Annotated in this window: 21 protein-coding genes; 3 read left to right on the top strand and 18 right to left on the bottom strand. The window is 33.5% G+C overall.

Translation table 11 applies throughout. The annotated features are described in order from the left end of the window. Window positions 1-39 precede the first annotated feature (39 nt). Entirely contained in the window at window positions 40-1,158 is a 1,119-nt protein-coding gene (gene leuB / locus ACHRWY_RS02510) for a 3-isopropylmalate dehydrogenase (RefSeq protein WP_395352190.1), read from the bottom strand. 109 nt (window positions 1,159-1,267) lie between these two features. Further along, window positions 1,268-2,443, bottom strand: coding sequence for a 2-isopropylmalate synthase (locus ACHRWY_RS02505; RefSeq protein ID WP_395352188.1), 1,176 nt, complete (start codon window positions 2,441-2,443; stop codon window positions 1,268-1,270). A 155-nt stretch (window positions 2,444-2,598) separates the two neighbouring features. Here ACHRWY_RS02505 and ACHRWY_RS02500 point away from each other — a divergent pair, with 155 nt between their 5' ends. Continuing rightward, window positions 2,599-4,143 (top strand): hypothetical protein, encoded by a 1,545-nt coding sequence (locus tag ACHRWY_RS02500; protein ID WP_395352186.1) that lies wholly within the window; start codon window positions 2,599-2,601, stop codon window positions 4,141-4,143. 76 nt (window positions 4,144-4,219) lie between these two features. On the opposite strand, the gene ACHRWY_RS02495 is transcribed toward ACHRWY_RS02500, so the two are convergent. Then, window positions 4,220-5,875 carry a M1 family metallopeptidase gene (locus ACHRWY_RS02495; protein WP_395352184.1) on the bottom strand — a complete coding sequence of 552 codons (1,656 nt, stop codon included), beginning with the start codon at window positions 5,873-5,875 and terminating at the stop codon, window positions 4,220-4,222. A gap of 162 nt (window positions 5,876-6,037) precedes the next feature. On the opposite strand from ACHRWY_RS02495, the gene ACHRWY_RS02490 reads away from it, so the two are divergent. Further along, complete coding sequence (locus tag ACHRWY_RS02490; RefSeq protein WP_395352182.1) at window positions 6,038-6,436, top strand: carbohydrate-binding family 9-like protein; 399 nt, start codon at window positions 6,038-6,040, stop codon at window positions 6,434-6,436. Between the two features lie 69 nt (window positions 6,437-6,505). Here ACHRWY_RS02490 and ACHRWY_RS02485 read toward each other — a convergent pair whose 3' ends face one another. The 13 genes from ACHRWY_RS02485 to ACHRWY_RS02425 form a co-directional block, all read right to left on the bottom strand. After that, the gene (locus ACHRWY_RS02485; protein ID WP_395352181.1) at window positions 6,506-7,114 is read right to left on the bottom strand and encodes a hypothetical protein; all 609 of its coding nucleotides are present in this window, start codon (window positions 7,112-7,114) and stop codon (window positions 6,506-6,508) included. 327 nt (window positions 7,115-7,441) lie between these two features. Beyond that, window positions 7,442-8,047: a bifunctional phosphoribosyl-AMP cyclohydrolase/phosphoribosyl-ATP diphosphatase HisIE gene (hisIE, locus tag ACHRWY_RS02480; protein ID WP_395352497.1), complete on the bottom strand. Its 606-nt coding sequence runs from the start codon at window positions 8,045-8,047 to the stop codon at window positions 7,442-7,444. 96 nt (window positions 8,048-8,143) lie between these two features. Further along, a complete protein-coding gene (hisF, locus tag ACHRWY_RS02475; protein ID WP_395352179.1) occupies window positions 8,144-8,899 on the bottom strand; it encodes an imidazole glycerol phosphate synthase subunit HisF in 756 nt (251 codons plus the stop codon). Between the two features lie 109 nt (window positions 8,900-9,008). Continuing rightward, a complete protein-coding gene (locus ACHRWY_RS02470; RefSeq protein WP_395352177.1) occupies window positions 9,009-9,320 on the bottom strand; it encodes an NIPSNAP family protein in 312 nt (103 codons plus the stop codon). Window positions 9,321-9,392: 72 nt separating this feature from the next. Next, window positions 9,393-10,121 carry a 1-(5-phosphoribosyl)-5-[(5-phosphoribosylamino)methylideneamino]imidazole-4-carboxamide isomerase gene (hisA, locus tag ACHRWY_RS02465; protein WP_395352175.1) on the bottom strand — a complete coding sequence of 243 codons (729 nt, stop codon included), beginning with the start codon at window positions 10,119-10,121 and terminating at the stop codon, window positions 9,393-9,395. An 88-nt stretch (window positions 10,122-10,209) separates the two neighbouring features. After that, window positions 10,210-10,791: an imidazole glycerol phosphate synthase subunit HisH gene (hisH, locus tag ACHRWY_RS02460; protein WP_395352173.1), complete on the bottom strand. Its 582-nt coding sequence runs from the start codon at window positions 10,789-10,791 to the stop codon at window positions 10,210-10,212. Between the two features lie 73 nt (window positions 10,792-10,864). Next, window positions 10,865-11,215, bottom strand: coding sequence for a nuclear transport factor 2 family protein (locus ACHRWY_RS02455; protein WP_395352171.1), 351 nt, complete (start codon window positions 11,213-11,215; stop codon window positions 10,865-10,867). A 105-nt stretch (window positions 11,216-11,320) separates the two neighbouring features. Further along, on the bottom strand, window positions 11,321-12,457 hold the full coding sequence (hisB, locus tag ACHRWY_RS02450) for a bifunctional histidinol-phosphatase/imidazoleglycerol-phosphate dehydratase HisB (protein ID WP_395352169.1): 1,137 nt from the start codon (window positions 12,455-12,457) through the stop codon (window positions 11,321-11,323). A gap of 124 nt (window positions 12,458-12,581) precedes the next feature. Then, window positions 12,582-13,628: a histidinol-phosphate transaminase gene (hisC, locus tag ACHRWY_RS02445; RefSeq protein WP_395352167.1), complete on the bottom strand. Its 1,047-nt coding sequence runs from the start codon at window positions 13,626-13,628 to the stop codon at window positions 12,582-12,584. Window positions 13,629-13,741: 113 nt separating this feature from the next. After that, entirely contained in the window at window positions 13,742-15,025 is a 1,284-nt protein-coding gene (gene hisD / locus ACHRWY_RS02440; protein WP_395352165.1) for a histidinol dehydrogenase, read from the bottom strand. A 90-nt stretch (window positions 15,026-15,115) separates the two neighbouring features. Then, on the bottom strand, window positions 15,116-15,973 hold the full coding sequence (hisG, locus tag ACHRWY_RS02435) for an ATP phosphoribosyltransferase (RefSeq protein WP_115845717.1): 858 nt from the start codon (window positions 15,971-15,973) through the stop codon (window positions 15,116-15,118). 312 nt (window positions 15,974-16,285) lie between these two features. Next, window positions 16,286-17,683 (bottom strand): sensor histidine kinase, encoded by a 1,398-nt coding sequence (locus ACHRWY_RS02430; protein WP_395352162.1) that lies wholly within the window; start codon window positions 17,681-17,683, stop codon window positions 16,286-16,288. Beyond that, on the bottom strand, window positions 17,684-18,349 hold the full coding sequence (locus tag ACHRWY_RS02425; RefSeq protein WP_395352160.1) for a response regulator transcription factor: 666 nt from the start codon (window positions 18,347-18,349) through the stop codon (window positions 17,684-17,686). A gap of 195 nt (window positions 18,350-18,544) precedes the next feature. Here ACHRWY_RS02425 and ACHRWY_RS02420 point away from each other — a divergent pair, with 195 nt between their 5' ends. After that, window positions 18,545-20,662 carry an LTA synthase family protein gene (locus ACHRWY_RS02420; protein WP_395352159.1) on the top strand — a complete coding sequence of 706 codons (2,118 nt, stop codon included), beginning with the start codon at window positions 18,545-18,547 and terminating at the stop codon, window positions 20,660-20,662. 407 nt (window positions 20,663-21,069) lie between these two features. Here the strand turns inward: ACHRWY_RS02420 and ACHRWY_RS02415 are convergent, their stop codons facing one another. Together ACHRWY_RS02415 and ACHRWY_RS02410 are read right to left on the bottom strand one after the other, a co-directional pair. After that, window positions 21,070-22,068, bottom strand: coding sequence for a zinc dependent phospholipase C family protein (locus ACHRWY_RS02415; protein WP_395352158.1), 999 nt, complete (start codon window positions 22,066-22,068; stop codon window positions 21,070-21,072). A 166-nt stretch (window positions 22,069-22,234) separates the two neighbouring features. Then, window positions 22,235-23,254, bottom strand: coding sequence for a glycoside hydrolase (locus ACHRWY_RS02410; RefSeq protein WP_395352156.1), 1,020 nt, complete (start codon window positions 23,252-23,254; stop codon window positions 22,235-22,237). Window positions 23,255-23,366: the final 112 nt, after the last annotated feature.

The following is a 23,366-nucleotide window of genomic DNA, read 5'->3' as shown; positions in this document are numbered from 1 at the left end:
ATACTTCTTGTTACTTATTTCATTATTTTAATAAAAAAATTAAACAATTGTTGACTGTCCGATATGAACATTGTCATTATTAAAATATAGCAAGTCATCTTTGCTAAAAATAAAATTTGAAACAAACTCCCCTACTTCATTTGTACCGAATTTTGAATCTGGTTTTAAGTCAACAGTAACCACTTTATATTCGATTGCTTTTTCAACAGCCTGATAAATTACATTTGCTTCTTTAAACAAACCAAAATGTTCCAACAACATTGCTGCAGATAAAATGGAAGCAATTGGGTTAGCTATATTTTTTCCTTTTGCCTGAGGATAAGAACCGTGAATAGGTTCGAAAAGCGCATTTTTTTCTCCTAAAGAGGCTGAAGCTAATAATCCTATAGAACCTGTAATTACACTTGCTTCATCTGATAAAATATCCCCAAATAAATTCTCTGTCAAAATCACATCAAATTGTCTTGGATTTAAGATTAATTGCATTGCGGCATTGTCCACAAATAAAAAATCTAAAACCACATCCGGATAGTTCGCGCTCACTTTTTGAACTACCCTTCTCCATAATCTTGAAGTCTCCAAAACATTTGCTTTGTCTACCATAGTTAACTTTTTACGTCGGTTTTGTGCCGATTTAAAAGCTAAGTGTGCTATTCTGGTAATTTCTTCTTCTGTATATTCACATAAATCGGAAGCATGTGTTCCTTCTTCATTTAATGTTTTTGCACCAAAATAAGCGCCACCTGTTAATTCTCTGAAAATAGTAAAATCAGCTCCATCGATAATTTCTCTTTTTAACGGAGAAGCATCAATTAGTGATTTATAAGGTTTTATAGGACGAATATTAGCAAACAAACCCAATTCTTTGCGTAGTTTTAATAATCCCTGCTCCGGACGAACTTTTGCATTTGGATTGTTATCATATTTCGGGTCACCAATAGCACCAAATAAAACAGCATCTGTGTTCAAACAAAGATTGAGCGTTTGTTCCGGCAATGGATTTCCTGTTTTATCAATAGCAATTGCTCCCATGAGCGCTTCTTCAAAAACAAATTCATGATTGTACACTTCACCAATAGCATATAATGCTTTTTTGGCTTGTAAAATTACTTCCGGTCCAATTCCGTCTCCTGGTAAAACTGCTATTTTCAAATTCATAACGTCTCGTTCTTTATGTATTTAAATCCTTATTTTTCTCTTTATTCTTTATTCTTTATTCTATTCTCTTTGCTCTTTGCTCTCTGTCTCTGCTCTATTCTCTTTTCAACTAGCTTCTAATCAAATCACCTTCAATTTTTGAGGCTTCGATAATTTGATGAATATCAGCATCAATCACTTCTTTTTTGATGTCGGCAAATTTCAAAAATTCAACATATACAATATCCAATTGTACTTTTGTAAGTTCATAACCTACTTTTTTAGCACGGTAAGCCAAAGCAGCTCTTCCGCTTCTGGCTGTTAAAATGATTGAAGATTCATTAACTCCAACATCAAGCGGATCCATAATTTCGTATGTTGCTCTGTTTTTGATTACACCATCCTGATGAATTCCTGAACTATGTGCAAAAGCGTTTGCGCCAACAATTGCTTTGTTTGGCTGAACAATCATTCCCATACTTTCAGAAACCAAACGGCTCATTTCGTTTAATTCTCTTGTATTAATATTGGTATCTAAATTAAGGTAAGGATGTTGTTTAAAAATCATTACAACTTCTTCAAGTGCTGTATTTCCGGCTCTCTCTCCAATACCGTTAATAGTACATTCTATTTGTCTTGCACCATTTATAGCACCTGCGATTGAGTTTGCAGTGGCCATTCCTAAATCATTATGACAGTGACATGAAAGGATCACATTTTCGATACCTTTTACGTTTTCTTTTAAATATTTGATTTTTGCTCCGTATTCTTCCGGCAAACAATATCCGGTTGTATCCGGGATATTTAATACCGTTGCACCGGATTTTATCACTTCCTCACAAACTTTTGCCAGGAAAGCGTTGTCAGTTCGGCCGGCATCTTCTGCATAAAACTCAACATCTTCTACATAAGATTTTGCATGAGATACGGCATATTTTGCTCTGGCAATAATATCTTCCGGAGTTGTATTTAATTTGTGGAGTATATGAGATTGTGAAGTTCCGATTCCTGTGTGGATTCTAGGTCTTTTAGCATGTTTTAAGGCAGCTGCAGCAACATCAATGTCGTTTTTTACGGCTCTTGTTAGTCCGCAGACTGTTGCGTTTTCTACAATTTTACAAATCTCAGAGACGGATAAAAAATCGCCCGGACTTGACACAGGAAAACCTGCTTCGATAACGTCAACTCCCATTTTATCAAGTCGTTCTGCGATCACTAATTTTTGTTTAGTATCTAACTTACATCCTGGAACTTGTTCACCGTCGCGTAAAGTGGTGTCAAAAATTTGAACTTTCTCTCTATTCATATTCATTTATTTAATGTAATTTCACATCTTGATAACAAATATATATTGTACTTCTTCAGTACGAAATTCATTTTAATGAAATTATACTGTTTATAACACAATTTATAACGTATTAAATCACTAACAACCAACTAGTTATACTATTATATTTTACAATGGCTAACCATCAAAAAGATTTCTTATTTGTATTAATAAAATCACTTTCTAAATCCGAAAAAAGGCAGTTTAAGATTTTTGCAAGCCGTTTAGAAACCAGTTCTAATACCAAATTCATCGAATTATTTAATATTTTAGATAAATCTGAAAACTATGATGAAAAACTTATTCTGAAGAGCGGAATTATTAAAAAAGTGCAGCTATCGAACTTAAAATCATACTTATACAAACAAATACTTGTTAGTATTCGTTTAAACATTCCGAGTCAGAACATAAGATATCAGTTGCGTGAACAAATAGATTTTGCCGGTATTTTATATAATAAAGGTCTATACAAACAGAGTTTAAAAATTCTGGACAAGACCAAAATTATTGCACTTGAAAATGACGAAAAATATATGGCGTATGAAATCGTTGAGTTTGAAAAACTTATCGAATCACAGTATATTACCCGAAGTATTCAGGGAAGAGCAGACGAATTGGTTATTCAGGCAAAAGAATTAAATTACAGAAATACGATTTCGAGTAAATTATCCAACCTGTCCCTTCAATTATACGGAATCATGTTGAAAACCGGTTATGTAAAAAATGATGAAGAGTACAAGTACATTGATGATTATTTCAACAAACATATCGCCAAACTAGACGAAAGCAAATTTGGTTTTCGTGAAAAATATTGGTTTTATAACGCCAACTTATGGCGTAGTTTCTTAGTTCAGGACTTTTTGGCAAGTTATAAGTTTGCTTACAAATGGGTGACTCTTTTTTATGATAATCCAAATATGATCTACCAGAATCCCGTATTCTTTCTAAAAGGAAATCATTACTTTTTAGAATCGCTGTATATGCTGAAATACAAATCAAATTTCAAGAAATATCTATCGCTTTTAGAAGAAACAATTCAGGATGACAAATTTCCGGTAAACGACAACATTGCATCACTATCATTTCTATACGTTTACAACAATAAATTAAATCTGCACATTCTGGAAGGAACTTTTGCTGAAAGCGAATATCTGATTCCGGAGATTTTAGACAAAATAAAGCAGCACAGTGAGCATCTGGATGAACATCACGAAATGTTATTTTTCTATAAGATCGCTTCTATTTATTTTGGAAATGAAAAATATAATGAATGCATCAATTATCTGGATAAAATCATCAACAACAAAAATCTCAGTATGCGGGAAGATTTAATGTGTTTTGCAAGGCTCTTGTCTTTAATTGCACATTATGAGTTAGGGAAAGATTATTATCTGGAAAACCACCTTAAAAACACTTATAAATTCCTTCTAAAAATGAATGACTTACATGAAGTTCAAAAGGAAATCATTAAGTTCTTAAGAAACCTGAATAACTTTTATCCCGCAGATATTAAAAAAGAATTCAAAAAAATGCACGCTCGTTTTGTGGAGCTTGAGAAAAATACTTACGAAAAAAGAGCTTTCTTATATTTAGATATCATTTCGTGGCTGGAAAGTAAAATTGAAAACAGGAAAATTGCTGATATTATTAAGGAAAAAGCGAAATTGAATAGTCGATAGAATTAGAAATTCCAATAAAAAATCCCAAATACCAACAATTTGGAATTTGGGATTTTTTATTGGAATTTGAAAAAGTTTATTCCACTATATTAGAACTCGTTACATAAAAGTTCTTATCTACTTCAATTTTTCTATTTTCGTTCGTCGTTTTTTCCGATTGCCATTCTGTTGTTGGTTTTAGCCAGGTTTCAACACCGTTAATTGTAACTTTTACGGGCATATCAAATTTAGCTACACAATTTGTCCAATGGTATCCAAAAGAACCATTTTTGAAGATATATTCAAAAACAGGAACTTTGGTAGTCGTTAAATACTGGGCAAAAACTCTGTTGAAATTAATTCCCGACTGTTCATTGATATATTCCTGAACCTGCTTACCTGTAACTGTCTGGTGATAAAAAGTCTTGTTTAAACCTCTCAAAATTGATTTCCATTTTGCATCGTCGTTAATAATCTGACGAATCATGTGCAGCATGTTTGCCCCTTTTGGATACATATCACCCGAACCTTCGTTGTTTACATCATAATGCCCTATAATAGGTTTGTCGTTGCTAATGTTTCTTCTGCATCCAATTATATATTCAGCTGCTGCATCTTTTCCATAATAAAATTCAAGAAACAAACTTTCTGAATAGTTGGTAAAACTCTCATGAACCCACATATCAGCAATATCTTTATAGGTAATATTATTGGCAAACCATTCATGCCCTGATTCATGAATAATAATAAAATCAAACTTTAGTCCCCAACCTGTTCCGCTCAAATCTTTTCCGCGATATCCCATTTTATAATCATTGCCATACGTCACACTACTTTGGTGCTCCATACCTAAATAAGGTGCTTCGACCAATTTATAGCTGTCTTCATAAAAAGGATAAGGCCCAAACCAGTTTTCAAATGCTTTTAGCATCTTTGGTGCATCTTTAAAATGTTCTTTAGCAATGGTCAAATTATCTCTTAAAACATAATAATTGCAATCTAAATCACCTTTTTCTCCTTTGTATTTCTCAGAGAAGTTTACATAATCGCCAATATTGATATTTACACCATAATTATTAATAGGGTTCGAAACATACCAGTTAAAAGTTTTTGTACCGTCTTTTTCTTTCTTAACGCTTTGTAATCTTCCGTTTGAAACATCGGTTAAATCTCCGGGAACATTTACGCTAATCAGCATATTCTCTACTTCGTCATACATATGGTCTTTGTTTGGCCACCATACACTGGCACCCAATCCCTGACAGGAGGAAGCAATAAAATCTTTGCCATTTTTGTCTTTCTTCCAGGTAATTCCGCCATCCCACGGCGGGTTTACGGCCTCTTTTGGTTTTCCTCCAAATGAGATTACGATTTCCTTAGTCTCCCCTACTTTTTGGGCAGCTGTCAATTGAATGAAAAACGCGTTTCCGTCTCTTTCAAATTTCAGTTCTTTACCGTCTTGTGTTACTTTGTAAATTTGCATAGGTTCCTGCAAATCGATTTGCATTTTGTTATATGCCGTCAAAACGGTGTAACGAACAGTATTTGAACCTGTAATCGTTTTATCTTTTGGATCTACTTTTACATCTAAATGATAGTATTTTAAATCCCACCAGGCTCTTTCTTTTGTAATGCTTCCGCGTAAAGTGTCCTGATGTGTAAAAACTGTTTCTGACTTGTTAAGAAGTCCTTGCGCATTGGCACTAAAACCAAGTAAAAAGGCGATAAAAGCGCCACCAAAGTATTTTTTCATACAACGTATATATTTTCATTTAATCGAAATAAATAAAACCTTTCAATTAGCTTAAAGTTTAACAAATGTAAACATTCAAATCAAGTTTTAAATAGTTTTGAAATCGCTATTCGTAAAAGTTAATGTTAAAATTCACTAATTCCCATTTTTAATACTGATGATTTGGTGGAAGTTTTTATCGATCCCGATGGCGATGGAAAAAATTATATTGAAATTGGGGTAAATGCTTTTTCTTCTGGTTATGATATGTTATTAAAACGTATTGCATCCAATTGTGGTGGCTGGAGTACTTCTATGGCTTTTGATATAGCAGGAATGGAAACTGCAGGCAAAATAACTCTGGAAGGTTTTGATACTGAGATAAAAATTCTGTTTTCGAGTCTGAAAACCATTAAAAAAGGCAATTTTACTCCACCAAAAACAGGAACTAAATGGAAAGGAAATGCTTTTAGAATCGATTACGGTAACACGACGGAATATCTTGCATTACAATATTATAAGAGTTTGAAGTATGGTTTTCATCAACCGGAAGAATTTGCTATTTTTGAGTTTATGGAGTAATTTGATTAAACGTTAAATCGTGTAATTGTTTAATCGCTAGATACTCTAAGTTTTTTCCATAATTTAATTTCAAAATAAAGACTTTGTTGGCGATTCTTTTATATCATAATATTGAAGTTCGTCATCAACGAGATATTTAAAAAACTTATTCGTTTCTTTTAATTTATAAATTTCAAAAATAGATTTATTTGATTGAAAATATACGTTTTGCAAAAATCTATCATTCAAATTTCCATGAACTTTATAAGTATCAATAAACATTTTAATACCACTTTTTATAACGGTTGCATTTGGAAATTTTTCTAACATATACATAGATGGTGACGGTGAATTGTCCTTTTCTATAAATAATTCTCCTGTACTTTCATTAATTGGATAATAACTATTATCTGAAGTCTTTTCTAAAAAAAGAAGTAATCTTTGTCCTTTCTTCAAATCTCCCGCTCGACCATCACACATCCATTCTTCCCAAATTGTAACATTGATTTTTGCATTAGATTTTCCTTTAAGAAATTGACTAATGGTGAATTCATATTTACCCTTTGAAACACCTGAAATTGTACCATCAACAATTAAATCCGCTTTTGAAATAACAATTGAATAGGATAAGATATTTTTCTTGAAATCAAAATTTAATGTTGGAGTCAGAAACAGAAAAAGACAAATAAATAATTTCATAAGAATGTTATTTATTACTAAAGTAATCAATTTTATGAAAGTTTAAAGTATGGTTTTCATCAACCGCAAGAATTTGCGGTTTTTGAGTTTATGGAGTAATGTTGAAATGGCACGCAGATGACACGGATTCGCTTGCGCGAAAGCACGGATTTAGGCGGATTTTTCAGTTTGATTTTCCTCTCAATGTTCTTTACACAATCTTGTCATCCCAAGGAACGAGGGATCTCCACAAGAAACTAACACAAAGTATTTCTACATTGTCGAGCTACTAAAGAAGATCCCTCGTTCCTCGGGATGACAAAACTGGGTGAAAAATTTGATATTTTATTACTTCTGACGTTTTTTCAAAACATCTACAACATCATTCAGCTGAAACCCTTTTGCCTGTAATAAAATCAAATAATGAAACAATAAATCAGCACTTTCGCTTAAGAATAAATCATCGTTATCGTCTTTGGCTTCAATGACTACTTCTACAGCTTCTTCGCCTACTTTTTGAGCAATTTTATTGATTCCTTTTTCGAATAAAGAAGCCACATAACTCTTTTCGGAATCGGCATTTTCTCTTCTGGTTTTGATGGTGTTTTCTAATTGAGAAATAAAACCATAATTTTCTTTGTTTTCTTCCTGCCAGCAAGTGTCTGCGCCCGTGTGACACGTTGGCCCAACCGGTTTTGCCTGGATTAAAAGTGTATCGCCATCGCAATCATTCTTGATGTCTACCAGATTCAAAAAGTTACCACTCTCCTCGCCTTTTGTCCAGAGTCTTTGTTTGGATCGGCTAAAGAAAGTAACTTTTTGAGTTTCTATTGTTTTTTGAAGCGATTCTTCGTTCATATATCCCAGCATCAGAACATTTTTTGTTTCTGAATCCTGAATGATTGCGGGAATCAATCCGTGTGCGCTTTTTGTGAAATCTACTTTCATTGTAATTTTAGATTTTAGAGCTCAGTGTTTAGATTTCTGAATTCTGTATTTTTATTTTCTTTATTTCTTTTCTCGATTATCCCAGATTCCTGACCCTGTTTTCTAAAGCCTTACTTCAATATTATTTTTTCTTAATTCTTCTTTTAAAGCTTTAATTTCTATTTCCTTAAAGTGAAAAACACTTGCTGCCAAAGCTGCATCGGCTTTTCCCTCTTTAAATGAATCTATAAAATGCTGAATATTTCCAGCACCTCCGGAAGCAATAATCGGGATATTAACCAATTGAGACAACTTAGCCAGGGCCTCGTTTGCAAAACCATTCTTAGTTCCGTCGTTATCCATTGAGGTAAATAAAATTTCTCCGGCGCCACGCTGGGCAACTTCAACTGCCCAATCGAATAAATTGAGCGCTGTAGGTACTTTTCCACCTACCAAATGTACGATCCATTGTCCGTGAATTTGTTTGGCATCAATCGCAACTACAACACACTGGCTTCCGAATTTCTGAGCCAAATCATTGATTAATTGTGGATTTTTTACCGCTGATGAATTTATTGAAACTTTATCTGCTCCATTATTCAACAGAATTTCAACATCTTCAACAGACGAAATTCCGCCACCTACTGTAAATGGAATATTGATTTTTTCTGCCACACTTCGTACCATATTCACCAGCGTTTTGCGACGTTCCTCAGTAGCTGAAATATCCAGAAAAACCAATTCATCAGCACCTTCAGCCGAATAAATTTCTGCCAGTTCCACCGGATCTCCTGCATCACGCAAGTCAACAAAGTTAACGCCTTTTACGGTCCTTCCGTTTTTTATATCTAAGCAGGGTATGATTCTTTTTGCTAACATTTTTTTAGTTGTTTCACAGAGATTCACGAAGATTTCGCAGAGCTACGCAAAATTTTGTGAATCTTTGCGTTTTACTTTGTGCATCTTTGCGAAATACTCTAATTTTAATTTATTCAAATACAGGACTCAAAAACGTTCTTTCGTAACTTATGATGCACCTGGTGTCTTCTGCAATTTTAAAAGCTTCTACACACTCGTGATCATCCTTTGAAAACATTTGTTTTCGGTAATTTTCATAGGCTGTTAAACCTGGAAAAGAAAACAATGCATAAGCAATATTATTAGCTCCTTCCGAAGGCATAAAATAACCATGATGCTGACCGCCTAAACGATTTACGATTTTAATCCATCTCTTACCATAATCCTCAAATGCCTCTAATTGATAAGGATCTATAACATATTTTAAATGACAAGTTATCATATTTTAATGTTTTAATTGTTAGATGTGAAATGTTATCTGTAAACGTCAAACTATCATTTTACAATTCACATTTTACATTTTACCAATAATATAATTCTCGAGTTGTTTCAACGTGATTCTACCTTCATAAATTGCTTTTCCTATGATTGTGCCTTCACAACCTAATTCAGCTAATTTTGGTAATTCATCGAATGTTGAAATTCCTCCCGACGCGATTAGCTTTACTCCGATAGCTTCTTTTAATATTTTTTCATACAAATCAAAACTTGGGCCTTCTAACATTCCGTCTTTTGCAATATCGGTACAGATAACGTACTGAATTCCCTTGGTTTGATATTGTTGGATAAACGGAATTAAATCTTCATTTGAGTCTTCTAACCAGCCTGAAACAGCTATTTTTTCGTTTTTAGCATCAGCTCCCAGAATAATTTTATCTGAACCGTATTCTGAAATCCATTTTTCGAAAATAGCGCTGTTTTTTACCGCAATACTACCGCCTGTTATTTGATTCGCACCACTATCAAAAGCAATTTTCAAATCTTCGTCTGATTTCAAACCGCCTCCAAAATCAATTTTCAAACCCGTTTGTGTGGCAATTTGTTCTAATATTTTATAATTGACAATTTTACTTGACTTTGCCCCGTCTAAATCTACTAAATGCAAATATTCTATTCCGTGTGCTTCGAATGATTTTGCAACTTCCAGTGGATTTTCGTTGTAAATTATCTTAGTATCATAATCTCCTTTGGACAAGCGCACACACTTTCCGTCAATGATATCTATAGCTGGTATTATTCTCATTTATTTAAGTCTTAAAGTTTGAAAGTCTAAAGGCACTAAGTCTTTGCTTTAGAGATCCAAATTGATTGAAATTGATTTTTAAAATTCTTTATATTTTTAAAAAGTTTTCTAATATTTTCTCCCCGACAGCTCCACTTTTCTCCGGATGAAACTGAGTTCCGTAAAAGTTGTTTTTTTGTAAAGCCGATGCGTATTCTAAGTCGTAATTTGTTGTAGCAATGGCTTCATCGCAATTTGGAGCGTAAAAACTATGCACCAAGTACATAAATTCATTTTCGTCAATATCTTTAAACAAATCTGATTTTAAATTATAAATCTGATTCCATCCCATTTGTGGAACTTTTACTTTTGAAGTAAATTTAATGACATCAGTATCAAAAATCCCCAAACCTTTTGTATTTCCTTCTTCGGATGATTTGCACATCAACTGCATTCCAAGACAAATACCTAAAACAGGTTGTTTTAAATTTGGAATCAAACTATCCAAACCGCTTTCTTTTAGTTTTGCCATTGCTGAGCTCGCTTCGCCAACACCAGGAAAAATTACTTTATCAGCAGCCTGGATTTCTTCGGGATTATTACTTAAAACAGCTTTAAAACCAAGTCTTTCAATAGCAAACATAATACTTTGAATGTTTCCTGCTCCGTAATTTATAATTACTATTTTCATTTGTTATTTTGTTTGTTTTGTTTCAGGTTTAAAGTTTCATCCTGTGCTCCTAAAAATGAAACCCGAAACATTTTTACAGATCCGTATAATGAGCGATCATTTTATTTACCAAACCGTTTTCATTAAAAAACATGACTTCAACTGCCCTTTTATTCATAACTGACTTATAATAAAGCGCCACCGAATTTACTCCTGAAGTTACTTCGATTAATTCAAAATGTAAATCAGGAATTTTTATTAACGCTTTTTGCCAATAAGCTTTTACCTGTTCTTTTCCCTGAAGTGAACCGCTTTCTATTCCTCCCGCCAGTTTTATCATTGGTGTTGTAATTTCAAGATCATCTGAATAATGTTTCATGATATCTTCTAAATCATGGGAGTTCCATGATTCAATCCATTCGTTGGCAAATTTTTCAGCATTCATGTGTTTTTGTTGTTTCAGGTTTCAGGTTTCAGGTTTCAGGTTTCAGGTTTCAGGTTTCAGGTTTCAGATTGCGTATAGAACCTTAAACTGAAACGATTATAACTTTTATAACATTCCTTTCGTTGAAGGCAGGATCATTTTTTCAGTATCTCTTTTCACTGCAACTTTTATGGCTTTTGCAAATGCTTTAAAAATAGCTTCAATTTTATGATGTTCGTTTGTTCCTTCGGCTTTTATGTTGATATTGGCTTTTGCGCCATCAGAAAACGATTTAAAGAAGTGATAAAACATTTCAGTTGGCATTTTACCTACCATCTCACGTTTGAATTCGGTTTCCCAAACCAACCAGTTTCTTCCGCCAAAATCAATTGCTACTTGTGCCAGACAATCGTCCATTGGCAAACAGAATCCGTAACGTTCAATTCCTAATTTATTTCCAAGCGCTTTTGCAAAAACCTCGCCCAACGCAATTGCAGTATCTTCTATAGTGTGGTGTTCGTCGACTTCTAAATCTCCTTTTACCAGGATTTCCAAATCCATCTGACCGTGACGTGAAATCTGATCTAACATGTGGTCAAAAAAGGCTATTCCGGTTTCGATTTTACTTTTTCCGGTTCCGTCAAGGTTCAGGTCAATAAAAATATCTGTTTCGTTGGTTTTACGTGTAATCGAAGCCGAACGCGCTTCTAGTTTCAAAAACTCATAAATCTCCTTCCAGCTCATCGTTTGAAGAATAATAGTATCGTCTAATTCCTCGCGCTTCGATGAAATTTCGTTGCTTCCAATTCCGTCATTATCATTTATAAAAATAGCTTTTGCGCCTAAGTTTTTTGCCAATTCCACATCCGTTAAACGATCTCCTAAAACAAATGAATTTGCTAAATCGTAATCGGGATTATCAATATATTTTGTCAACATTCCGGTTCTTGGCTTGCGCGTTGGCGCATTGTCTTCCGGAAATGACCTGTCTATAAAAATATCATCAAATAAAACGCCTTCATTTTCAAAAGCTCTTAAAATAAAATTCTGAGTTGGCCAAAACGTATCTTCCGGAAAACTGTCCGTTCCCAAACCATCCTGATTGGTCACCATCGCCAATTCGTAATCTAATTCACTGGCAATTTTAGCCAAATATTGAAAAGCTTTTGGATAAAATTCTACTTTCTCCAAAGCATCTAACTGATAATTTTCAGGTTCTAAAACAATCGTTCCGTCACGATCGATAAAAAGTACTTTTTTCATAGTTTATTTTTTGAGAATAAAGAAGATAGAGTAAAGAGCATAGACTTTTGATTCTACATCTAAAGTTCCTACATTTTTTTCTTTACTTTATATTCTTTGTTCTATATTCTTTATTCTATTTTTTCTATTTCAACAACTTCAATTCTTTAATTAAAACTGCATTTTCCTCTGGTATTCCAATCGTAAAACGCAGACAATTTTCGCATAAAGGCTGAGTTGTTCTGTTACGAATTACAATTCCTTTTTCAATTAACTGATCATATCTCTTATTGGCATCATCTACTTTTACCAAAACAAAATTAGCTTCAGTTGGATAAACTTTCTCTACAAAACCAACTTCAAGTAAAACCTTAAGTAATTCTTCTCTTTGTTCAATAATAGAGATGATTTCTTTTTTTATTTTATCTGAATCATTTAAACGAACAATTGCTCTTTGCTGTGTTAATTCGTTTACATTATAAGGAGGCTTTATTTTGTTTAAAACTGAAATCACAACTTCTGAAGCATAACAAATCCCTAAACGGATTCCGGCTAAACCATACGCTTTAGATAACGTTTGTGTAATGACCAAATTAGGATATTCATCGATTTCTGTCAGCCAGCTTTCCTTATCCGAAAAGTCAATATAAGCTTCATCAATTACTACTAAACCTTTAAAATTCCGAAGCAATTTTACCACGCTTTCGTCCGAAAAAGAATTACCGGTTGGATTGTTTGGCGAGCATAAAAAGATAATTTTTGTATGATCATCAACAACATCTAAAATTTTATCAACATCTGGCTGAAAATCAGCAAAAAGCAAAACTTCTCTGTTTTCAACCGCATTAATATTTGCCAGAACACCATACATTCCGTAAGTGGGCGGCAACGAAATAATATTATCTGTTTTGGGCTCACAGAAAGCTCTGAAAAGCAAATCCAAAACTTCATCACTCCCGTTCCCTAATAAAATCTGGCTTGATTTTACGTTATTATTTTTAGCCAAAATCGTTTTAACCGAATTTTGTTGCGGATCCGGATAACGATTCACACCGTTTTGAAACGGATTTTCATTGGCATCCAAAAAAATCATTTTGGCGGTATCAAAATCTTCAAACTCATCACGTGCAGATGAGTACGGTTTTAATGTTTTTACGTTTTCACGTGTTATGTTGTTTATATCGAATTCCATATTTATCTAATTTTGAAAGAGTAAAGAAAATAGAGAATAGACTTAACTCTTTTCTAAAAATCTCTTTACTGATTTTCTATAATCTTTAATCTCTTTTCTATATTCTATTTTCTTTATTCTAGACTAGCCAATCTCAGCGTGACAGCATTCTTATGTGCTTGCAAACCTTCGGCTTCGGCCATAATTTCAATCGCTTTTCCTATGTTTTGAATTCCTTTTTCGGTTATTTGCTGAAATGTCATGGATTTCATAAAACTATCCAGATTTACTCCGCTGTAATTCTTTGCATATCCATTTGTTGGCAATGTATGATTAGTTCCTGAAGCATAATCTCCAGCACTTTCAGGCGTATAATTTCCAATAAAAACAGAACCTGCATTTACAATTCCGTTGCAATAGAAATCATCATATTCAGAGCAGATAATAAAATGTTCCGGTCCGTATTCATTGATTAACTCCAATGCAATCTGATCATTTTCAACATAAATTAATTTTGAATTTTCAATCGCTTTTTTGGCAATTTCTTTTCTTGGAAGTTCTTCTATTTGTGTTTGAATTTCCTTTTCTACAGCGCCAATCAGTTTTTTAGAAGTCGAAACTAAAATTACCTGACTGTCTGTTCCGTGTTCTGCCTGAGACAATAAGTCCGAAGCTACAAAAGCCGGAATAGCAGTATCATCAGCCACAACCAATAATTCCGAAGGCCCTGCAGGCATATCGATCGCTACTCCAAACTGCGTTGCCAATTGTTTTGCCACAGTTACAAACTGATTTCCGGGTCCGAAAATCTTATAGACTTTTGGGATAGATTTTGTTCCGAATGTCATTCCTGCAATTGCCTGGATTCCGCCTACTTTTAAGATTTTTGTTACACCACACAGATTAGCAGCATATAAGATAGCCGGATTAATTTTGCCCTTTTTATCAGGAGGAGAACATAAAACAATTTCTTTACAACCTGCAATTTCAGCGGGAACAGCCAACATTAAAACTGTTGAAAACAAAGGCGCCGTTCCGCCCGGAATGTACAAACCAATTTTTTGAATTGGCCTTTTTTCCTGCCAGCAATTTACACCTTCAGTAGTTTCAATTGAAATTTTATCCGTTTTCTGAGCACTGTGAAACTTATAAATGTTTTCTTTTGCTAACTGAACAGCGTCTTTTAATTCATTTGAAATTGAATTAATTGCTTCCTGAATCTCCTCTGGTGAAACTTCATAGTTCTCTAAGGCAATTCCATCAAAAATTGAAGTGTATTTTGCAACGGCTTCATCTCCTTTTTTCTGTACTTCCTTGAAAATTTCTTTTACCGTAACTTCGATATCATCGATTGTCTTGGTTGGTCTTTTTAATATATCGGACCAGGTATCTGGTTTTGGATTGTCTATTTTATTCATTTTTTTTATGCTTTAAGCTTTAAGCTGCAGGCTTTAAGCTTTATTAACTTTATATTTTTTCGGCTTAAAGCCTAAAGCGAGCGAAACCTCTTAAAGAACCATTTTCTCGATTGGACAAACTAATATCCCTTCGGCCCCGGCCTCTTTTAATTTATCGATCACATCCCAAAAGGTATCTTTATCAATTACGGAGTGTACACTACTCCAGCCTTCCTGTGCCAATGGTAAAACGGTCAGACTTCTTAGAACTGGTAAAATTTTCCCAATTTCATCTATTTTATCATTGGGTACATTCATCAAAATGTATTTTGAATTTCGTGCTCTTAATACTGACTGAATCCTGAATTTTAAAGTATCGATATGTTTTTGAATTTCCGGGGAAACTTTTGGAGAAACTGCTAAAACTGCTTCACTTTTAAGAATAACTTCTACTTCTCTCAGGTTATTCTTGAATAAAGTACTTCCGCTGGAAACAATATCTACAATGGCATCTGCGAGACCAATATTGGGTGCAATTTCTACAGAACCTGAAATTTGGTGAATATCAACTGATAATCCAAAAGAGCTAAAATATTCATTCACTGTATTGGGATACGAAGTTGCAATACGTAAACCTGCCAAGTCCTGAATAGAATTATATTCGAACGTTTTAGGGACCGCAACAGAAACCTTACATTTCGAAAATCCTAATTTTTGAATCACTTCAATATGTTTTCCTTTTTCTACTAATAGATTATCTCCTACAATAGCAAGGTCTACCACTCCATCAATTAAATATTGAGGAATATCCGAATTTCTAAGGTATAAAACTTCTAAAGGAAAATTAGAAGCTTCTGCTTTTAGCTGATCGTTTCCGTTGTTGATCGAAATACCGCAATCTTTTAGGATTTGAATGCTGTCTTCGTTTAAACGACCTGATTTTTGAATTGCAATTTTTAACGTACTCATTTTTTTAGTTTTTATTGAATTAATAGTTTGAGTACAAAGAATTGGTATAAAAAAACCCGTTTGATGTACTCAAACGGGTTTTAAAATATGATGATTTACATGCATACCATTAACACATCGCCTGAGAGCAATAATGAAAATGATGATGATGTAATTGAATAGAAATCATGACTTGGTTTGTTTTATAATTCTTTGATTCGGTTGCAAATATACTAGTTAATTTCATAAAAAAGCAATTTTTAATTTAACTTAACGATAGTTTATTGTTAAAAAAAAGCCTGAGCCCTTTTTTTATTCGCTTTTTTAATTTTACTATAACGATTTCATATTTTCGCTGAACGTTAAGGTAACTGTTGTTCCTGCTCCTATTTCACTATCAATTTTAAACTTAATATGAAGTAATTCTGTAATTCGTTTTACAATAGACAAGCCTAATCCAGTGCCTTTGATTTCAGGATGTTCTGTTGAATTTGATCTAAAGAAAGGGATCATAATGGCTTCTAAATCCTGTTTTGCGATTCCAATTCCGTTATCTGAAATTTTACAAATTGTTTTTTCATTTTCTCTGGATAATAAAATAGTAACCTGTCCGCCTTCATTTGTATATTTAATGGCATTCGAAATAATATTTCGTACAATTGTAATCAATAAAAAATTATCTGACTCAATGTAGTAGTCTTTTTCGGCATCAAATTTTATGTTGATTTTTCGGTTGTTTATTTTTTCAGAATTCAATCTGAGGACGTCCAAAATCAATGCATTTAAATAAACAGATTCTGTGTTTATATTTTTTCTTTGATTCTCAAATCGGGCCATTAATAAAAGCTGATCCACTAAAGTGTTTAAATGATCTACTTCGTTAATGCAATAGTTTATTTTATCTTCATATTCCTTGTTATCACGAGGCTTACGGATTAAAACTTCAAGTGTTCCTTTAATAACTGTTAATGGCGTTCTTAACTCGTGCGAAGCATCAGATGTAAACTGTTTTTCGCGCTCAATTGCATCTTCAATACGGTTTAACAGATTGTTAATGGTCTTAGAAAGTATGTATAATTCGTCCCGCGTTTTGGGCAACGGGATTCGTGTTTTTAAATTATCTTTTGTGATAATTTTAGACGTATTGATAATGGAATTTATGGGCTTTATACTTCGTCCTGCAAAAAATCTGGCGATAAAAAATAACAAAATTAAAATTCCCAAAAAAGACAAACTCATAATATCAAACAAATTATTCAATACCATTTTTGAATCTGCCAGAGACATGGCTACAATAACATACCCAATTTTCTTTTCTCTTAGATGAAGCGGAACCTGAATTTGCCGAATTGCGTGATCCCCCATTTTGGTATCAAATAATTCAAAGTCTTCCACGGAATCATTAAACTGAAGTATTTCTGTTTTGAGGTTGGGTGCTTTTTCAATAATTTTTTTATTCAGGTCCAAAAATTCTACAAAAACAGGGTTTACATCTACTGTATTATGTTCTCGTTCTTTCCATTCTTCCTCGTCGATAAGTATTATTTTGCCTCCGACTTCTTTAATTTCATCAAGGTGATTTTGTATTTCAACCTTAATATTTTCATCAATATGACTATAAACCGTATGTTTTACAATAGAGTAAATAACCGAAAAAACTACTAAAATAAGTAATCCGGTAGTGATGATATAATTTAAGGCTATTCTGTTTTTAAAGGATAATTGCAACATTTATAAATCGTTAGCGATATAACCGATACCGCGAATTGTTTTTATATAATCTTCTTCAATTTTTAAATTGAGTTTTTTTCGAATGGCATTCATAAAAACGTCGATTACACCGGTATCATATTCAAAATTAATTTCCCAGACATCTTTTAAAATTTGGTTTCTGGTGCAAACTTTCCCTTTATTCCGGACTAGATAGGTTAACAATTCAAACTCGCGCTGAGTAAGCGCAATTTCCTCATCGTTTTTAAGAATAATGTGCTTTGACAAATCAATTTTAATTGTTCCTAAAGTTAAGGTTTCAGATCCTTTTTGATTTCTAAAATGAATTTTAATACGTTCGACCAATTCTTCAAAACTAAAAGGTTTTTTGATATAGTCATTTGCCCCGGCTTTTAAGCCTTCTATAGTTTCCTGAACCGTATCTTTTGCCGTTAAAAAAATAATGGGTGTTTTTTGGTCTTTAATCCGGATTGCTTTACACAAGTCTAAACCATTAATCTTAGGAAGCATCCAATCGAGTAAAATCAAATCAAAGTGATGCTCCTGAATCAATTCAAAACCTTTGGAACCATCACTTGCAGTGGTAATCTGATATCCTTCTTCCTGAAGTCCCTGTTGCAGGAACTGAACGATACCTAACTCATCTTCAACTATTAAAATGTGCATTTGCTTATTTAATTTAAGATTTAAATTTATTCGCTCAAAGATAAAAATTTTGAGCCCATAAAATCTTCAAATTTGTAAGAATAAAGTAAAAAATGCTATCTTAAGCCAATATTAAGATAAAGTTAAGTAAGGTAAAAGTATAACTTAATCGGGAACTAATCTATAGCTGTTAATTTTGCATTAAAAATAAACCCCATGAATTTTTATAAGAAACTGTCTCCATTTTTCAATCTTGCATTATTCTACTTCTTCGTAAGTTTTATATTACGAATAGTTTTATTTTTTCATCCTATCACTCAAACGTCTTTTACTTTTTTTGAAAGTCTGAGAATCTTTGCTTTAGGACTTTTTTCTGATTTTTTTGTTTTCATAATTGCCAGCATTTTTCTGTGGCTGTATCTTATTTTTATCTCAAATTCCAAATACAATAAACCATCGGGTTATATTATTCTTGGTGTCTTTTTGGTGCTGTTTTTATATGTAGCTTCCGGAAAAAGTATCTTTGATGAATATGGAGGCGCTTTACCTGAAATTGTTTTAATTTTTATTGGAATCAAAACAGCTCTTTTTGCCCTTTTACTTTTTCTTCCAAAACTAAGGGCTAAAATCAGATATTGGCTGTTCGTTTTTGTAATTTTCCTATATGTTTTACTAATTCTGCAAAACGGATTAAGCGAGTATTTCTTTTGGAATGAATTTGGTGTAAAATATAACTTTATAGCTGTAAATTATCTTATTTATACTAATGAAGTTATTGGGAATATTATGCAATCCTATCCCGTTATTCCTTTGTTTTCTGCTTTATTCCTGGTAACGGGGATTGTCACATATTTTATAGTAAAAAGATCCAGAAATTACATTGATAACCTCCCTGCTTTTACTGAAAAATTAAAGATCAGTGCCATTTACATTGCCTTATTTCTAATCTCACTAATTGCTATTCCGGCCTTAGCCAAAACAGAGGACTCTAAAAATGTGTTTGTTAACGAATTACAAGCAAATGGTTTATACAAGTTCTATCTTGCTTTTCAAAATAGTAAACTGGATTATTTTACATTTTACAGAACACTTCTAAATGAAGAAGCTTTTTCTTTATTAAAAAAACAATTTCCGGACATTTCAGGAGAAAACACTAAGCGAACCATAACAAGTGATTCTCTTGAAAATCACAAAAACGTGGTTTTAATTACGATTGAAAGTTATAGCGCCGAATTCATGAAGATGTACGGGAATGAGCAAAATATCACTCCTTTCCTGGATAGTTTAGCACAGAAGAGTTTACAGTTTACAAATTTATATGCAGCCGGTAATCGTACTGTTCGCGGACTTGAAGCCGTTACTTTATGTTTGCCTCCAACGGCTGGTGAAAGTGTAGTAAAAAGAGAAGATAATAAAAATAAATTTTCTACGGGTGCTCTTTTCAAACAGAGAGGTTACCATGTCAAATTTATGTATGGTGGTGATGCGTTCTTTGATAATATGCAGGATTTTTATTCCGGAAATGGTTATGATATTGTAGATAAATCGAGCTTTTCACCGGAAGAGGTAACTTTTGAAAATGTCTGGGGAGTTTGTGATGAAGACATGTACAACAAAGCCATAAAAGTAATGAACGCCGAAGCGAAAGAAAACAAGCCGTTTTTTAATCATATCATGACTGTAAGTAATCACAGGCCATTTACCTATCCAAATAATAAAATTGATATTCCGGGCGATATTAAATCTCGTGACGGTGGTGTAAAATATACAGATTATGCATTGAGAAAATTCTTTGAGATGGCAAGTAAGCAGTCCTGGTTTAAAAATACAGTTTTTGTAATTGTTGCAGATCATTGCGCTTCTAGTGCCGGAAAAACGGAGCTGCCGTTAGATAAATACAGAATTCCCGCTTTTATTTACAGCCCTGGTGCTAAACCTGCAAAATACAATCAAGTCATGTCGCAAATTGATCTTATGCCTACTCTTTTTGGATTATTGCATTTTAGTTATGAAAGTAAATTCTTTGGTCAGGATGTTTTTAAACCGGATTATAAACCAAGGGCTTTTATTGCTACTTATCAGGATCTGGGTTTAATAAAGGACAATGTTTTGACTATTTTATCCCCTAAACAACAAGTAAAACAGTTTGATTTACAAATAAACACAAAACCAGGTATTGCACCGGAATATCAAATTGATTACAATGAAATTCCAATGAAAAAGGAAAGAACTGATCTGGTAAATGAAACAATTTCTTTTTATCAGTCGGCTTCGGATATGCTGAAACAGAAGAAGTATCAGAAATATACTGAACTTAAAAATTCCAAAATTTAAATTGGTTCGCCTGTTCCCCAGCGCTGGGTCCAAATTCTAAAGATGAGGGTGAAATGACACATGGATGATCCGGATTAAAACTGGTTTGTAACAGATTTATTATTTTTGTCTTAATGGTACAAATCACTTTGCGGGAATTGTTTGTTTTATCCTTAGTCTGACAAAATTCGATTTTTTCTTATGAAAACGAGTGCCTTAGCCCTGATGGAAGCGGTATCCTTTTATTTTTTTTCTTTAGAAAAATAAAAGATATTAGCGTACAGCAGGAAATAGCTCCTAACTCTGCAACTTCGCCTAAACTTACAATCTGAACATAAAAAAGCCTCAAATTCCAATGAATCTGAGGCTTTTTTGTTTTTAATAATTTAGTCTTAAACCTTTAAACTAAAATCAGAGTTAGCACTTTTTTAGTCGTTCTGATTCTTCATTCCAAATAAATTCCCTTGTTGGAATAATTTTAAATCGTCTTTTAAAGACTGGTTGTTTCTTTGCGTAACCGCTGGTGCATCCAGATCGCTTAAATCTGGTTTTCCTGCATTTACCCAGGCAGTATACCAAAAGCTTGCCGTTGCTGTAATGGCTTTTTTCATTTGATTTTCTACCATTCCGTTTAACTGTTCGTGCAGTTTTTTAGCGTATTCATCAGAGAAAACAGCCGAGTTGTATTTACTTTTCAATACTTTTCCATCAGCATCCATTTTAAAAACCTGATTCTCCGGAGTCGAAGTTCTTAGTTTTTTATCAATATCTAATAATGGCTTAGCCAAACTATGTGTATCATTGATCATATCCCAGGTTGCTTTATGAACATCGGTATAATATTGAGCTTCAGGAACATTTAATTTGTAATTTTTAGCAAATAATTCAGGAAGTTTACTTTCCCAAAGGGAATGAATTCCTTTTTGATCGCTCAATTGTCCGTCATGATTTGCAGAAGTATGCAGGGGCATGTGGGCATCACCTATATAATGTCCTAAATCTGCAGCAAGAAATAAAATTTCGGCTCTGTTTTTATCTTTAAATGCTTTGGTTAATTTAACCATCATGTCTTCAATATACCAAGGTAAAATTCCGTTGTCATTCAGGAATTTAGCATCGTACTTTTTCTTGGCCTCTTCCAGGTTTTTTGGTAAGCTGTCAGCAGAACCAAAATTTTCCATGTCAAAATAATGTCTTGGATTTTCATCTTTATAATTCAAGGCGTATTTACGAATATCCGGTACAGAAGCCTCTTGTGTGATAAAATCGATGTGATTGTAAAAGAAAACCTGAAGCGGATGCGGCAAAGCCATCACTGCAGCTTTATTAATACGTTCATGTCCAACGATTCCCCAGGATAATGTCAAAAAACCAATGGCTAACGCGAATAATGCGATTAGTCTCGGTTTCATTTTAAAGTTTTTCATTTGCATTTTTTTGTTTGATGCAAATTTATCTCATTTAAAGATAATTCAAAAGAATACTAACAAATATTGTGTTAATTTAATTTTTGAGCTCCTGGAAACTCTTATTTTGAGATTTTTTCAGCCATAAATAAAACAGTGTAAATGTATGGCTGAAAATTTCTACTCCTTATAATTTATTATAAACAACATTAAAATAAGAAGATTGACTATATGTTTTTGGACTTCCGCTAACATACGCCTGAAATTGTGGTGTTGCCATGTTCATGGATCCTCCGTCGCCGTTCCAGGCCCAGCCTAAAATTGTCCAGCCTTTATTTTTGGCATAATCCACAATTCCGGACCAATCTGCACCGGATCCGCCGCTGTTGCCAAATTCCCCAATCATGCAAGGTCTTCCTGACGAAGCCAGGTCATCGATATCGGATGTATTCATATAACGTCCTTTTGCCTGATTATACGCTCCCGGATAAATATGTGCCGAAAGTATAATTTTAGTATCATTGATTTTTGTTTGTCCTGTTGAACAACCTTTTACCGCACAGGCAGCTGTAGCGGTTTCTTGTCCCCAACCCGGAATATCAATAATAATAGTACCACTATATACTTTGCGAACCTCGGTAATGGCGGTATTATAAGCTGCAGCATAAGCCGCCGGTGTAATAGTATGGCTTCCCCACTCGTTGGAAAGATTTACAATAAAATTACCTCCTAAGTATGCATAATTGTTTTTCCACCAGGTTGCCGCAGCATTAAGTTCTGATGTACTGTCTGAGCCTAATACACTTGATTTATGATAACTTACGATTACAATAAATCCGTTTGATTTGGCTTCAGAAATCCATCTTTTAGCATTTACTTCCTGACCTGGTTCTACTTCAATACGCACTGTTTTAATTTTAGTATTTTGTTTCATCAGGTTCCAGCCTAAATCAGAATTTCCGCCGTTGTAATAAGAAGGCTGTAAGTTGACACCATTCCCGATATCTCCAAAAGTTGAGGTCGTTTTTGCCGTGGCATTTGATTTTAATGCGGTCGAAATTTCAGCTGTTCCGGTTTCTGTTTTTGCAGATAGTTGGTTTTCGTTTATTTCAGTCTTTTCGCAGCTCACTAATAATGTGAGGCTTAGGGCTAAAATTAAGGAATTTACTGTTCTAATGCTTTGTGTAATAAAAGGTGTTTTTTTCATAAGTTGGTTTTTAAAATAGTTAATAAAGTTTTTATGGTTATTAAATCCTTTATGCAAATATTTAATTTAAAGTAAGATAAAACTGATGCTATTTCATCAAACAACGATACGA

The sequence above is a fragment of the Flavobacterium sp. FlaQc-48 genome, assembly GCF_044007335.1.
Classification (GTDB): Bacteria; Bacteroidota; Bacteroidia; order Flavobacteriales; family Flavobacteriaceae; genus Flavobacterium.
This window is presented reverse-complemented; position numbering and strand designations above follow the sequence as displayed.

Coding starts and splice junctions, on each gene's coding strand:
- leuB (WP_395352190.1), bottom strand. CDS start 1,158: ATGAATTTGAAAATAGCAGTTTTACCAGGAGACGGAATTGGACCGGAA.
- ACHRWY_RS02505 (WP_395352188.1), bottom strand. CDS start 2,443: ATGAATAGAGAGAAAGTTCAAATTTTTGACACCACTTTACGCGACGGT.
- ACHRWY_RS02500 (WP_395352186.1), top strand. CDS start 2,599: ATGGCTAACCATCAAAAAGATTTCTTATTTGTATTAATAAAATCACTT.
- ACHRWY_RS02495 (WP_395352184.1), bottom strand. CDS start 5,875: ATGAAAAAATACTTTGGTGGCGCTTTTATCGCCTTTTTACTTGGTTTT.
- ACHRWY_RS02485 (WP_395352181.1), bottom strand. CDS start 7,114: ATGAAATTATTTATTTGTCTTTTTCTGTTTCTGACTCCAACATTAAAT.
- hisF (WP_395352179.1), bottom strand. CDS start 8,899: ATGTTAGCAAAAAGAATCATACCCTGCTTAGATATAAAAAACGGAAGG.
- ACHRWY_RS02470 (WP_395352177.1), bottom strand. CDS start 9,320: ATGATAACTTGTCATTTAAAATATGTTATAGATCCTTATCAATTAGAG.
- hisA (WP_395352175.1), bottom strand. CDS start 10,121: ATGAGAATAATACCAGCTATAGATATCATTGACGGAAAGTGTGTGCGC.
- hisH (WP_395352173.1), bottom strand. CDS start 10,791: ATGAAAATAGTAATTATAAATTACGGAGCAGGAAACATTCAAAGTATT.
- ACHRWY_RS02455 (WP_395352171.1), bottom strand. CDS start 11,215: ATGAATGCTGAAAAATTTGCCAACGAATGGATTGAATCATGGAACTCC.
- hisB (WP_395352169.1), bottom strand. CDS start 12,457: ATGAAAAAAGTACTTTTTATCGATCGTGACGGAACGATTGTTTTAGAA.
- hisC (WP_395352167.1), bottom strand. CDS start 13,628: ATGGAATTCGATATAAACAACATAACACGTGAAAACGTAAAAACATTA.
- hisD (WP_395352165.1), bottom strand. CDS start 15,025: ATGAATAAAATAGACAATCCAAAACCAGATACCTGGTCCGATATATTA.
- hisG (WP_115845717.1), bottom strand. CDS start 15,973: ATGAGTACGTTAAAAATTGCAATTCAAAAATCAGGTCGTTTAAACGAA.
- ACHRWY_RS02430 (WP_395352162.1), bottom strand. CDS start 17,683: ATGTTGCAATTATCCTTTAAAAACAGAATAGCCTTAAATTATATCATC.
- ACHRWY_RS02425 (WP_395352160.1), bottom strand. CDS start 18,349: ATGCACATTTTAATAGTTGAAGATGAGTTAGGTATCGTTCAGTTCCTG.
- ACHRWY_RS02420 (WP_395352159.1), top strand. CDS start 18,545: ATGAATTTTTATAAGAAACTGTCTCCATTTTTCAATCTTGCATTATTC.
- ACHRWY_RS02415 (WP_395352158.1), bottom strand. CDS start 22,068: ATGAAAAACTTTAAAATGAAACCGAGACTAATCGCATTATTCGCGTTA.
- ACHRWY_RS02410 (WP_395352156.1), bottom strand. CDS start 23,254: ATGAAAAAAACACCTTTTATTACACAAAGCATTAGAACAGTAAATTCC.